Genomic DNA, 14,327 nt, shown 5'->3' with positions numbered 1-14,327 from the left:
GCCTTAAAATTTCACGCTAATGTGAGTCTGGGCAATGGCAAGTAAAGTGTTTCAACGATCGTAGAAAGTACGTGATCGTATGTATTAAAAATAGTCAGAGACAGATCTGATGTAATGTCGTAGAGCTGCTCTTCGTTTAGCCCAGTGACTCGGCCTTCTACATAGTCGTGTAAAGATTGTATCGCACGAACAGCTACTGGTGACGCAATACTCAGAGGTGCAATCACTGCAAGCTGGTTCACTCGACGTAGCATAACCGAGGCGATTTTCTTTAAACGTTCATTTTCCGCCTGACCATCGCAATCTCTGATGCTGATACGTAACTGAGTCAAGGTCTCTAAATTATCGATGATGCTTTGCCAGCTAATGTGATACTCGTCATGGAGCTCGTCGCGTTGCTCTGCTGCTAACCAGGCAATAGTGACTTCATCCATAAGGAACAAACAATGGCGAATAAGTTTACCATGTTCCATCTGATTCCTGGCGACGCTATAGTCGTGCCATTGCTCCAACATCTGGCTGACTTTGATCTGCAAAACGCGATACATAGGTTTACTTTCAAAGCGGGATGATTCCAGCAAAAGCTGCAGTTTTTGATTCAACTCCAGACTGAGTTCCTCTATTTCTTGTTCTTTGTTTTTTTGGAATTGAATAGAGTAATGCGTCGCTGCACGGTGACGGCGAAGTAGATGTACGATATCACGCAATAGTGTGAGTAGTTGATACTTGCTTGCGTGTTGTTGCTCACGTTTAGCGGATAGATGATAAATGCCCGCGAGAATTGCAACTGAAAGTAATGTTGAAATCAAAACAAACATAACTAACTCCTTGTTAGTCTTAAGCCCTAGCAAAGGTAGTCATGCAAGATTTATTCCTAGCGAAAATTCGATAAAAACAAGACATTAACAATAGATAATGGACGCGTTGCTCACTGGTGGTGCGATTAATGCACAATAATGTGAATTTGATCAAAAATCCCCACCTTCTGGGTGGGGATTTTGTGAAGTGAGTCTTATCTTAATTGACTACATTACATTACGCGCATTCCAGGTTGGGCACCTTCATGTGGTTCAAGGAGCCACAAATCACTGCCACCAGGGCCAGCAGCTAGGATCATGCCTTCAGACATACCAAACTTCATCTTACGAGGCTTAAGGTTTGCAACCATGACAGTGAGTTTACCTTCGAGCTCTTCCGGTTTGTACGCAGACTTAATACCAGAGAATACCTGACGAGTCTCGCCACCGATATCTAATTGGAACTTAAGCAGTTTGTCTGCTTTTGGTACTTCTTCACAAGAAATGATACGAGCAATTCGTAAATCAACTTGAGCAAAAGTATCGAACTCAATCTCGTCTGCGATTGGATCTTTGCTTAGCTCTGTTTCTGTCTTAGCTGCTTCAGCTTTCTCTTTTGCTGCCATTTCTGCTGCCGCATCTTCTTTTGATGCTTCAATCATCGCTTCGATGTTCTTAGGATCGATACGGTTGAATAGCGCTTTAAACTTAGTGATTTCATGGCCAGTCAGTGGTGCAGTAATACTTTCCCAAGTCAATTCTTGGTTTAGGAATGCCTCAGTACGTGCGGCAAGTGCTGGCATTACTGGTTTCAGGTAAGTCATTAGTACGCGGAACAGGTTGATACCTACAGAGCAGATTTCTTGTAGTTCCTGATCTTTGCCTTCTTCTTTCGCGACGACCCAAGGTGCCTTTTCGTCAACGTATTGGTTTGCTTTGTCCGCTAGCGCCGTGATTTCACGGATTGCACGGCCAAATTCGCGAGTTTCGTATAGTTCGGCAATGCGGTCTGCTGCTGCAGCAAACTCGTTGTACAACTCAGGCTCTGCGAAGTTGTCAGACAGCTTGCCATCGAAACGTTTAGCGATGAAGCCCGCGTTACGAGATGCAAGGTTAACTATCTTGTTCACAACGTCGGCGTTTACGCGCTGAGTGAAGTCTTCTAGGTTAAGATCCAGGTCATCGATACGGCTGTTTAGCTTCGCTGCGTAGTAGTAACGCAGACACTCTGGGTCTAGGTGCTCTAGGTAAGTACTTGCTTTTACGAATGTACCTTTAGACTTAGACATTTTCGCACCATTAACGGTTACGTAGCCGTGTACGAATACGTTGTTAGGCTTGCGGAAACCAGAACCTTCTAGCATTGCTGGCCAGAATAGGCTGTGGAAGTAAACAATGTCTTTACCGATGAAGTGGTAAAGCTCAGCTGTGCTGTCTTTTTTCCAGTATTCGTCGAAATCAAGGTCATCGCGTTTGTTACATAGGTTTTTGAATGAGCCCATGTAGCCGATAGGTGCGTCTAGCCAAACGTAGAAGAACTTGTCTTTTTCGCCTGGGATTTCAAAGCCAAAGTATGGAGCATCACGCGAGATATCCCATTGTTGCAGACCCGATTCAAACCACTCTTGCATCTTGTTTGCTGTTTCAGCTTGAAGAGAACCAGAACGAGTCCACTCTTTTAGCATGCTTTCAAACTGAGGCAGGTCGAAGAAGAAGTGCTCAGAATCTTTCATGATTGGCGTAGCGCCAGAAACTGCAGATTTCGGATTGATTAGCTCTGTTGGGCTGTATGTCTCACCACATGCATCACAGTTGTCGCCGTATTGGTCTTCTGACTTACACTTAGGGCAAGTACCTTTTACGAAACGGTCTGGCAAGAACATCTCTTTCTCAGGGTCGAAAAGCTGAGAAATAGTACGGCTAGAGATAAAGCCATTCTTTTTCAGCTCTAGATAAATGTGTGACGCCAGCTCACGGTTCTCATCTGAGTGAGTGCTGTGGTAGTTGTCAAAGCTGATATCAAAGCCAGCAAAGTCCTTTTGGTGCTCTTCGCTAACTGCGGCAATCATTTCTTCAGGAGTCATACCCATCTGTTGCGCTTTAAGCATGATTGGCGTGCCGTGAGCATCGTCAGCACAGATGAAGTTTACAGTGTTGCCGCGTAGGCGTTGGTAACGAACCCAAATGTCCGCTTGGATATGCTCTAGCATATGACCAAGGTGGATCGAACCGTTAGCGTACGGAAGGGCACAAGTTACCAGCATTTTTCTTGAAGAAAGAGGTCTTGGATCATTTGCCATACTTAATATTCGCTTTTCTTGATAGGTATAAAAATTTTTGATGGATAATACTACCCCATGAGCTCACTAACTCCAAGGTGTCAAACTATGGAATGCCTTAGTTTTTTTGGGGTTCTGATTACGATAGGTCGGTGGTAGCATGGTGTTAAACAAGGAGGGCGTATGCATCAGTTCACTTCAAAACAAGATTTTTGTCATTGGTTTAACCAGTTCCAGCATCCGCAATTGGTGGATAGTTGGGCAGATATTAACGGTGTGCTCACTATCACCGCTCAGGGTGAGGTAAAAATTACTCTGCCGTTTGCAAGCAATGAACTCCAGATTGTTCTACATGACTGGATCAAACAACAGCAAACCTCAGGAGTGGTGCCTGATTTTCCATTCCAAATCGAGCAGAACGTTAAAGCCCTGGAAACACATGTGACCAATGGTGTTAAAGGTGTAAAAAACATTATCGCGGTGAGCTCGGCTAAAGGTGGGGTTGGTAAATCAACCACTGCTGTCAACTTGGCGCTAGCCATTGCTCAATCGGGAGCAAAAGTGGGTCTACTGGATGCCGACATTTATGGGCCTTCGGTTCCTATGATGCTTGGTCAGGAAGATGCTAAGCCAGAAGTTCGCGATTCTAAATGGATGGAGCCTATTTTCGCTCACGGGATCTATACTCATTCTATCGGTTATCTGGTTGACAAGTCGGAAGCGGCAATTTGGCGTGGTCCTATGGCCTCAAAGGCGTTGTCTCAGCTGTTAACTGAAACGGATTGGCCTGAACTGGATTATCTGGTAATAGACATGCCACCAGGCACAGGGGATATCCAATTAACGTTGTCACAACAGATCCCTGTTACCGGAACGGTATTGGTAACCACTCCACAAGACTTGGCGCTGGCAGACGCGCGTAAGGGCGCAACAATGTTCAATAAAGTGAATGTGCCAGTAGTCGGTGTGGTTGAAAATATGAGCTACCACATCTGTAGTCAATGTGGTGCGACAGAGCACATCTTCGGTATGGGTGGTGCAGAGAAAATGTGTCAGGAATTTGGTTTGGCTCTGTTGGGACAAATTCCACTACATATTTCAATGCGTGAAGACATTGATGCCGGGATTCCAACGGTAGCAAGAAGACCGGAAAGTGAGCACGCTGGCTATTATAAACAGCTGGCGGATAGCGTTTGTAGCATGATGTTTTGGCAAGGCAAAGCAAAGCCAGATGCAATCAGTTTTACAATGGTAAACTAACTCTAAACTGTATTTGTTAATAGTGATGGTTGAAAGTTGCCCATTTTAACGTTTGCTCGGAGGTTAATCCTCCGGGCGGTTAGAAACTTACAACTAAACTCTAATTCCAGCTAGTAACGAAGAGGTGAACTCCCTATAATCAGGCGGTTTATCTTTTTATGTCACTAGAAATCATCATCGGGTGCAAATTCATGTCTGATAATAATCATTGCGTCATCGTAGGTATTGCTGGCGCTTCTGCTTCGGGAAAAAGTTTGATCGCGAGCACAATCTACAATGAGCTTCGCGAGAAAGTAGGCGATCATCAAATCGGTGTTATCACGGAAGATTGCTACTACAACGACCAAAGCCACCTAAGCATGGATGAGCGAGTAAAGACCAACTACGATCACCCGAGTGCGTTAGATCACGATCTACTTTGTGAGCACCTTGAAAAACTGGTTCGTGGCGAAGCGGTAGAAGTACCGGAGTACAGTTACACTGAGCACACAAGAACAACTCATACAAAGACAATGACCCCTAAAAAGGTAATCATTTTAGAGGGTATCCTTCTTCTTACTGACCCGCGCCTACGTGACATAATGCACGCAACGGTATTTATGGACACGCCATTAGATATTTGTCTGCTTCGCCGTGTTAAACGCGATGTTGAAGAGCGTGGCCGCACAATGGAATCCGTACTCAAGCAATATCAACAAACAGTGCGTCCGATGTTCATGCAGTTTATCGAACCTTCTAAGCAATATGCGGATATCATTGTTCCTCGTGGCGGTAAAAACCGCATCGCAATCGATGTACTGAAAGCTCACATTGCAAAACTTTTGAAAGCTTAAGTTTCCAAACGGCTATACTACTTTATTTTTATGAAAAGAAGTGGCACCTTAGGTGTCGCTTCTTTTTTTATTTTTAAATTAATCAGTTGCACTACAATAAAGGATAATTTCACGCTTTCACGGAACTGTCAGCGATAGAACAAATCAACTACTATAGTCTTAAAAACACACGAGCAAGGATAAACTAATGAAGAAACTGCTCTTAATTGTTGCAATACCCGTTGTGCTAGTCGTTGGGGCGATTCTCGCTTTAACTATTTTTGTAAACCCGAATCAATTTAAGCCCCTTATCGTTGAACAAGCCCAAAAACAAACGGGATTGGAATTAGTGATTGAAGGGGATCTTAGCTGGCAATTTTTCCCGTCCATCGGTCTTGAGTTAGGTCGTACCGAACTAAGAAATCCGCAAGGCTTCAGTCAACCCAATCTGTTTAAAGTGGAAACCGTGAGCGTCGATGTTTCCGTTACTCCACTTTTCAGTAAGCAGTTGGAAATCGGTAATGTTACATTGGATGGCGCTGAGTTTTACCTCGAAACCAAGCAGGATGGCAGCAAAAACATCGACGCTCTGACGAAGGCGCAGCAATCACAACAAACAAATGACAGCTCACAAGAGAAAAGTGCCGAAACGCAAGAATCTGGTTCTGACTGGACTATTAATCTTGCAGGTATCACGGTATCTAATGGCTCTCTTGAAATACAGGATAAACAGGCTGACAGCTACACAAAGCTATATGATATTTCTCTCAACCTTTCTGAATTTGCCTTTGACAATTGGACGACAGCAGATTTCGGTATAAAAGGTGAGATGAATGACCAGAAGTTCACCGCGCAAGGTCAGGCGGATTTTAAATTAGCCAAAGGTCTTGCAAGTTACGAGCTAAAGAACATCAAGTTTGATGCAACTTACGCTGATCCAAGCAACAATATCGAATCGGCTAACATCACTTTGGATACTTTTGCATTTGATACCGTTAATAACCTTAGCTATGCCCTGAAAGGCAGTGCCGCTGATATGAAGTTGGACATGCAAGGTGGTGGCCAGCTAAGTCTCGATAAAGAGATCACCAAAATACAGCTAGACAAACTATCGCTAAATTCAACGTTGGAAGGTGATGCTCTACCGCAAACACCGATGAAGGTTGATATGGTGTCTGATTTGTCTTTCGACCTGAGCAAAAGCCACTTGAGTTTTGTGCTGGAGAAGTTAACGGCAAATGCTATTGAGCTAGATGGTAAAGCGGATATTACTTTGGATGATATCCCTAAAGTGCGTTTTGCGCTGCATAGTCCAAATATTGATTTAGATGAATTTCTGGGCCTAAACCAACAATCAGAAGGTCAATCGACTTCAAATGGTGAGAGTACGAAAGCGGGCTCTGAAGTAGAGCCAGATTTGTCAGCACTGAAAACACTGGATGTCAAAGGTAACATCACGATCGATAAGTTCAAAGCCGCTAACGCAAAAATGGAAGCGGTGAAAGCAAGCTTTACGGTCAACCGTGGCGTTGCTGAGCTCACTTCATTCAGTTCAAAACTCTATCAAGGCACGATTAACGCGAAAGCTCAGTTGGATGCTCGTAAGACTCCAGCGACATACATCGTAACGAATACAATTAAAGGCGTGCATGTTCAGCCATTATTAGTGGATGTCGCTGACAATGATAAGTTGGAAGGCACCGGTAATATCGATATCAACGTTAAAGGCAGCAGCCTTACACCGACGGGTATTAAACAGAACCTAGTGGGTACAGTAGCGATTAACTTTGCTGATGGTGCTGTTCATGGCATTAACGTGGCACAGTTAATTCGAGAAAACTACGCAAAATTCAAAGGTCAGTCAGTTGAAAGCACGAAGGAAGTGAAGAAAACGGACTTCAGTGCGATGACCGCGACGTTGAAACTAAACAATGGCGTGGTATCCACGGATGATATGAAGGCGCAGTCACCACTGCTTCGTGTGCGTGGTAATGGTAAGGCAAATTACCTGAACGAAACTGTCGACTTCACTATCAGCACTTCTATTGTTGGTACGCTAGAAGGGCAAGGCGGCAAGAATATCGATGAACTCAAAGACATTACGATTCCGATCAATGTCTCTGGCAACTGGGCAGATCCGAAATTCAAACTGGTATTCGATGATATCCTCAAACAAAAAGCGCAGAAAGAAATTGACCGCGGCGTAGAGAAGCTAACGGATAAGATCAAAGACGAGAAAACCAAAGAGGCGGTAGACGGTTTGCTGAAAAACTTGTTTAACTAGATCTTAGAGGTTCTAGGATTCTAGGTCCTAGGAAAAGATTATTGGATTACGGAACGCTTCGCTCACAGAATACGGAGTACAGACTGTGACTCTGTATTCTGTAATCCGTATTCCAGACCAACAAACCCAATGTTAATAAAGAGATACGGAGCCACGAGTGGGCTCCCCTAGGACCTAGGACCTTCTTTTCCTAGGACCTAAATTACTACCAATCCACACCTTTCAGGGCTTTCACGCCAGACTCAAAAGCGTGTTTAACGTTCTTCACCTCAGAGACCGTGTCGGCCATTTCAATCAGGGTACGATGCGCACCACGGCCAGTGATGACAACGGATTGCATCTTAGGGCGATTGTTGAGCGCTTCTACGACTTCATCTAAATCGATGTAACCGTAACTAACCATGTAAGTCAGCTCATCAAACAAAACCACATCGAGAGACTCGTCTTGCAGCATGCGTTTACACTCTTGCCAGACCAATTGCGCAGCTTCAGTATCTGCCGCTTTGTTTTGCGTCTCCCAGGTAAAACCAGTTGCCATGACCTGGAATTCAACCCCCAGTTTCTCTAATAGGTTGCGCTCACCGTTATCCCACGTGCCTTTGATGAACTGAGCAACGGCACAATTCAAACCGTGTCCCACAGCACGCGCAATCGTACCAAAGCCAGAAGTAGATTTACCTTTGCCATTTCCGGTAATGATGAGCAAAAGACCTTTTTCTTCCTGAGCAGATGCGATTTTTGCGTCCACCTGTTCTTTTACTTTTTGCTGACGAGCCTTATGACGCGCTTCTTTGTTTTCATCGATAGACATAATCGTACCTAATTTCCTGTTTGTTCCGTCCCGAACATGAGTATGAACTTGGGTTAGTCATTTTATCCCGCTATGATAGACCAAGTACCTATGAAGAAAAACCATCGGAATATCAGGGAATAGAATGAAAAGAATACTCGTTGTATGTATGGGGAATATCTGTCGCTCGCCTACTGGAGAAGCCATCCTGAGAGCGAAAGCAAACGAGCTGGGTGCTGCTGTAGAGATTGATTCTGCGGGGACAATTGGTTATCACACAGGTAATCCACCTGACTCTCGTGCGATGGCGGCAGGAAGACAGCGAGGGTATTCTTTTAAAGGTATCCGAGCACGTCAGGTAAAAAGTAGCGACTTTGAGTACTTTGATCTGGTACTGGCTGCAGATAAAGCCAATTTAGCCGATCTTTTGGATATTTGCCCTGTTGAGCACCGTCATAAAGTCTCTCTTTTTCTGAGTCACTCAAATTCCGGCTATGAAGAAATTCCCGATCCATACTACGGTGGAGATGATGGTTTCGAATTGGTATTAGATTTAATTGAAGAAGCTTCTGAAGCGATTTTGAAGAAGATTTAATACGTTTAACCCAAATGAAAAAGGGATGAGCCATGACTCATCCCTTTGCATATCTATTCTTCGGACTGTGTTAGCCAGCTAAAACGTCGGTGGCAACTTTATAGCTTGGGTCTTCTTTCACATTGATTTCTACCAGGCTTCCCGCTTTGTGCAGCAACTTACGGCAATCTGGACTCAGGTGACGAAGATGAAGGGTTTTACCAATCATAGCGTAGCGTTCAGCCAGTGTTTCGATAGCTTCGATTGCAGAGTGATCGGTGACGCGCGAATCGGCAAAGTCAACGATCACTTCTTTCGGGTCGTCCTGAGCATTAAATATTTCGAGGAAATTCGCCGCAGAACCAAAGAAGATAGGGCCGTGGATTTTGTACTCTTTTGAACCTTCTTCATTGAGGCAAGTATCCGCGTAGATATGTTTTGCATGTTGCCACGCAAACATCAGTGCAGATGCAATCACACCAACAGCAACCGCAATAGCTAAGTCAGTAAGAACGGTCACCACAGTAACTAGAACGATAACGAAGAAGTCTTGTTTTGGTACGCGACGAGCAAGCTTGAATGTTGCCCACTCAAATGTGCCGATCACTACCATGAACATCACCCCAACGAGTGCCGCGAGCGGAATCATTTCAATTAGTGATGAAGCAAACAGAATGAACATCAGAAGAGCTACTGCCGCTACGATACCAGAAAGACGACCACGACCACCTGAGTTTACGTTAATCATCGATTGACCAATCATCGCACAACCACCCATCGCGCCAAACACAGAACAGGTTAGGTTTGCCATACCCTGGCCGATACATTCGCGGTTAGATTGGCCTCTGGTGTTAGTCATCTCATCCAATACAGTCAGAGTAAGTAGTGATTCAATCAGACCGATAGCTGCAAGGATCACGGCGTAAGGCAGAATGATTTGCAGCGTCTCTAGCGTAAATGGTACCGACGGTACAGAGAATGTTGGCAGAGAACCAGCCAACGTTGCAGTGTCATTGCCTGACATAGCGCGCAAGAAATCAACAACAGTTCGGGTTTCAAGATCCAAACCAACCACGAGAGCCGTAACGGTTACAATCGCAACCAATGATGACGGAACCGCTGTCGTAATTTTTGGTAAGAAGTAGATGATTGCCATTGTCAATGCAACCAAACCTAGCATTAGCATCATTTGGTCTTGCGGTAACCAGGTGAGCATACCGTTAACATCTGGGGCTTTAAATTGGCCTAATTGGGCAAGGAAGATCACGATCGCCAAACCGTTTACGAAACCGATCATGACAGGATGTGGCACGATACGGATAAACTTACCCAGCTTAAACAGACCAGCGGCAACCTGCAGAATACCGGCCAGCATAATGGCTGCGAATAAGTATTGAACACCGTGACTAGCAACTAGAGTTACCATGACAACGGCCATCGCACCTGTCGCACCAGAAATCATGCCAGGACGGCCGCCAAATATAGAAGTGACCAGGCCAACGATAAATGCAGCGTAAAGACCAACCATTGGGTCTACACCAGCAACGAATGCGAATGCTACAGCTTCAGGAACCAGTGCTAAAGCAACGGTTAAGCCTGATAGCACGTCATTTTTTACAGAGTGCTTAGAAAATTGCGGAAATTCGAACATGTTTGTTTTAAGTTCTCATTGAGATGTGTTTATCCCGACAGATATTCGTATTTGCACAAGCCACCGAGAGATGAAATGTCATCAACTCACTCGGCGTAAACCGTAGTAAAAAAGAGCAGCATCAGAATAGTGTCGAAAACTTGAGTCGGCGAATGCTACCGAAAAGTGTGATTAAGTTCAAGAATGATACGGATGATGAACCACAAATGTGATCAGCCGTTGATATTAATGTGAACAATTAGAGTGAATTTATAGAGATAAAAAAGGCTGCCACTGGCAGCCTTTTGTTTTGTTTTTCAAGCTATTGCAAATTCAAACTAGTTAAAGTTTGGTTTGGTCATAGCAGCTGAAGCTCGGTTCGTTGCTACTTGGCTACCTGCACCTTTTGGTTGGTAACGCTCAGCTTTGAATGGTGCCGCAGTGACTTCAATTTCACGTAGTTCTTGAGGACCAGGTGCTTTTGTCATTGGTGCGCTTGCTCGTGGCTTCACGACAACTTTAATAACATCCGCTTGAGTCTTCTGAACTTCAACAGGAACTTCAATCACTTGTGCGACTTCAACGGCTTCAATGACTGGTTCTGCAACTGTCTCTACAAATTGCTCTTGAGCTGGTGTAGTTTCAGTTACCGCTTCTGTTGTCTCAACTACAGGAGCTGGTTCTGCTGCCACAGTTGGTGTTGGTTCAGCTGGAGCTTGTTCTGCTACTACTGGCTCTGCAGTTGCTTTGTCAGCCACAGGTGCTGCAACTTTCGTTTCGACCACTTTTTGAACTTTAGGCTCTACAGCCGGGGCTTCCTCAACCACTGGTAGCTCGCGACGGATAATCACTTTACCCATTGCCAACTCAGGGCATGCAAAACCACCTTGTATTGCTGGTACTGCTGTTACTACCGCTTCTTCCTTAACCGGCACTTCTTTCTTAGGCGCTGGTTTTGGAATGTAACGTGGCATCACTTTACCCATTGCCATCTCAGGAGAAGCTACGCCACCCTTACGCAGGCGGAATGGGTTAGGGCGACGATCACGACCACGGCGACGACGCTGACCACTTGCACGAAGGTGACGTGGAGAGCGACGATTGCGACGTTGTTTAGACTCGGCTTGCTGGTTGTCCTGTTGAGCTTCAACTGTTTCTAGTGGCTGCTCAACTGGAGACTCTACGACTTCAGGTGCATTAACTAATAAAGTTTCTTCCACCTCTTGCACGGCTGCCTGCTGATCTTTAACGCGCACAGATTTGTTAAGTTTACGACGCTGACGTCTTTCTTTAACTTTCTCTGTTTTAACGTTTGGCTTCGCTTTGCTTTCTTCAGTCTTAACATCAGATCGTGCTTCAGCGGCAAGCTGCAACCCTTTTTCCGCGACTTTGGCGTTTACTTTAGGCTCTTGAGCTTTCTCTGCTGGTTGAGCTTTTGGTTTGCGCTTTTGATTGCGGTTTTGTTGCTTGTTCGCTGGTTGCTGAGCATCAATCTGTTCGCTTGCCTGTTCGTCACGAGGCTTGCGACGACGTCGGTTATCACGATTGTCTCTGCTATCGCGATTGTCTCTGTTATCACGGCTTTCGCGATTTTCACGGCCGTCACGATTATCGCGTTGATTGCTTCGGCGGCGATCATTGCGGTCATTACGATCACGTTTGTTGCGCCTGTTATCGTGATTAGACGTCTTATCTTCGTCTTGTTTTGGTTCTTCTTTTGCTTTTTCAGAACCACCAAATAAGAAGCTACCAATCGCTTTGAATAAGCGGGCAAATAGACCTGGACGAGATTCTTCCTGTACTACTGCTTCCTTCTTAACCTCAGGTACTGGTTTCGAAACCGGCGCTGGTGCAGATTGAGCTGGAGATGCAAAGCCTTTAAGTACAGGCTCTTCAATTCGCTTAGGCTTGATATCCACTTCCGCTGGCTCTTTACCTTCGGCTTCTTTCATCGCTTCCAGTTTTTGAGGCAGCAAGTATGAAATCAGGTCAAACTCTTCACCTTCACGGACACGAATCACTTCGAAGTGTGGCGTTTCCATATCAGAGTTAGGAACAACCGTAATCTTCACTTCCTGAATACGTTCGATATGGTTAACCGAGCGACGTTTTTCGTTAAGAAGGTAAGAAGCAATTGGAACCGGCACCACAGCCAAAACTTGTGCAGTGTTGTCTTTAAGAGCTTCTTCTTCGATTAGACGAAGAACAGAAAGCGCCAAAGATTCGTTGTCACGTACAACACCTGTACCGCTACAACGTGGACAGATGTGGTGGCTCGCTTCTGCTAGAGATGGGCTCAAGCGTTGACGAGACATTTCCAACAGACCGAAGCGCGAGATACGGCCAATTTGAACGCGAGCACGATCCAGACGAACGGCTTCACGCAGACGGTTTTCCACTTCACGCTGGTGGCGAACTGGGGTCATATCAATAAAGTCGATAACAACCAGACCACCTAAGTCACGCAGACGTAATTGACGAGCGATTTCGTCTGCTGCTTCCAGGTTTGTGTTAAGAGCTGTCTCTTCGATATCGCCGCCTTTTGTTGCGCGAGCAGAGTTGATATCGATTGAAGTTAGCGCTTCAGTTGGGTCGATTACAATTGAACCACCAGATGGCAGACGCACTTCACGTTGGAAAGCGGATTCGATTTGGCTTTCAATTTGGTAGTGGCTGAACAGTGGTACTTCACCGTCGTATTTCTTAACGCGGTTAATGAAATCAGGGCGAACCAGTTGAATGTGCTCTTTTGCACGTTCGTAAATGGTGTTGCTGTCGATGAGGATTTCACCAATATCACGACGCAAATAGTCACGGATTGCACGAACGATTACGTTACTTTCCTGGTGGATTAGGAACGGAGCAGGATTAGTGTCTGCCGCGCCTTTAATTGCACCCCAGTGATTAAGCAGTACGTTCAGGTCCCATTCAAGTTCTTCTGCACTTTTACCAACGCCTGCTGTACGTACAATCAGACCCATGCCTTGTGGCAGTTCTAATGTGCTTAGTGCAGCTTTTAGTTGAGTACGTTCGTCCCCTTCGATACGGCGAGAAATACCGCCAGCACGAGGGTTATTCGGCATAAGAACAAGGTAACTACCAGCCAGAGAAATGAAAGTAGTCAGAGCTGCGCCCTTGCTACCACGTTCCTCTTTTTCCACTTGTACAATAACTTCCTGGCCTTCAGTCAGCACTTCTTTAATGCTTGGACGGCCTTGGTAGGTGTAGCCTTCAGGGAAATATTCGCGGGCAATTTCTTTGAGAGGGAGGAAACCGTGACGCTCAGCACCGTAATCAACAAATGCGGCTTCTAAGCTTGGTTCAATACGTGTGATACGTCCTTTGTAGATATTCGCTTTTTTAGATTCATGTCCCGGACTCTCGATATCAAGATCGAAAAGTCGCTGGCCATCAACCAGAGCGACACGCAACTCTTCTTTTTGAGTTGCGTTAATTAACATTCTTTTCATTGAAAATTCTCGTTGTCTTTTCTCTTATCTTTCTTGTCGACTTGCCACTGTTTTGTCGCTGTTCCACGGTGCCTGATCCCATGACTTATATATTGCAGCCTCCCGGCTGGAAGGGGATGCTCTAGGGCACTTCAGTTATCACAAGCCTCTTCTGGTCTCTGTTAGAAACGTAGACTTGTGACCCGCTATTTGGGCGGTAGGTACTCAACGTGAATATGCGAGGAGTAGGGTGGCAAGTGTGTCGAATTCAATGTGTCTTACGCCAATGCTGCACCTGATCTTCGACGTTCTACTCGCATTGCTTGAGGAGTAATGAATGGCTGTGAATAAAATGTGACCAAACCTTCCTTAGCAGCTGTGAACTATAGCAGTGCGCGTCGCTATCAGCAATCTGCTTTCATCCAAACGATCGAAAAATTGTCACAAAATTC

Annotated in this window: 9 protein-coding genes; 4 read left to right on the top strand and 5 right to left on the bottom strand. The window is 45.2% G+C overall.

Annotation, left to right across the window (positions count from 1 at the left end):
* Positions 1–11: 11 nt before the first annotated feature.
* Positions 12–818, bottom strand: a complete 807-nt coding sequence (locus ACWYU8_RS01870) for a hypothetical protein (RefSeq protein ID WP_457516632.1) — start codon at positions 816–818, stop codon at positions 12–14.
* Between the two features lie 212 nt (positions 819–1,030).
* Positions 1,031–3,097, bottom strand: coding sequence for a methionine--tRNA ligase (gene metG / locus ACWYU8_RS01865; protein ID WP_457516630.1), 2,067 nt, complete (start codon positions 3,095–3,097; stop codon positions 1,031–1,033).
* 162 nt (positions 3,098–3,259) lie between these two features.
* On the opposite strand from metG, the gene apbC reads away from it, so the two are divergent.
* The 3 genes from apbC (at position 3,260) to ACWYU8_RS01850 (ending at position 7,432) form a co-directional block, all read left to right on the top strand.
* Complete coding sequence (gene apbC / locus ACWYU8_RS01860) at positions 3,260–4,336, top strand: iron-sulfur cluster carrier protein ApbC (protein WP_457516629.1); 1,077 nt, start codon at positions 3,260–3,262, stop codon at positions 4,334–4,336.
* Between the two features lie 191 nt (positions 4,337–4,527).
* Entirely contained in the window at positions 4,528–5,169 is a 642-nt protein-coding gene (gene udk, locus ACWYU8_RS01855; protein ID WP_457516627.1) for a uridine kinase, read from the top strand.
* Positions 5,170–5,356: 187 nt separating this feature from the next.
* Positions 5,357–7,432 (top strand): AsmA family protein, encoded by a 2,076-nt coding sequence (locus tag ACWYU8_RS01850; RefSeq protein WP_457516625.1) that lies wholly within the window; start codon positions 5,357–5,359, stop codon positions 7,430–7,432.
* A gap of 205 nt (positions 7,433–7,637) precedes the next feature.
* Here ACWYU8_RS01850 and cobO read toward each other — a convergent pair whose 3' ends face one another.
* The gene (gene cobO, locus ACWYU8_RS01845; RefSeq protein ID WP_457516623.1) at positions 7,638–8,243 is read right to left on the bottom strand and encodes a cob(I)yrinic acid a,c-diamide adenosyltransferase; all 606 of its coding nucleotides are present in this window, start codon (positions 8,241–8,243) and stop codon (positions 7,638–7,640) included.
* Positions 8,244–8,367: 124 nt separating this feature from the next.
* Here cobO and ACWYU8_RS01840 point away from each other — a divergent pair, with 124 nt between their 5' ends.
* Complete coding sequence (locus tag ACWYU8_RS01840) at positions 8,368–8,817, top strand: low molecular weight protein-tyrosine-phosphatase (RefSeq protein WP_457516621.1); 450 nt, start codon at positions 8,368–8,370, stop codon at positions 8,815–8,817.
* 70 nt (positions 8,818–8,887) lie between these two features.
* Here ACWYU8_RS01840 and ACWYU8_RS01835 read toward each other — a convergent pair whose 3' ends face one another.
* A complete protein-coding gene (locus ACWYU8_RS01835; RefSeq protein WP_457516619.1) occupies positions 8,888–10,447 on the bottom strand; it encodes a SulP family inorganic anion transporter in 1,560 nt (519 codons plus the stop codon).
* A gap of 317 nt (positions 10,448–10,764) precedes the next feature.
* Positions 10,765–13,896: a ribonuclease E gene (gene rne / locus ACWYU8_RS01830; protein ID WP_457516617.1), complete on the bottom strand. Its 3,132-nt coding sequence runs from the start codon at positions 13,894–13,896 to the stop codon at positions 10,765–10,767.
* Between the last annotated feature and the right edge of the window lie 431 nt (positions 13,897–14,327).

The sequence above is a fragment of the Vibrio limimangrovi genome (assembly GCF_054064025.1).
Note: the sequence above shows the minus strand (reverse complement) of the source record. Positions and strands in the feature narration are given on the sequence as shown.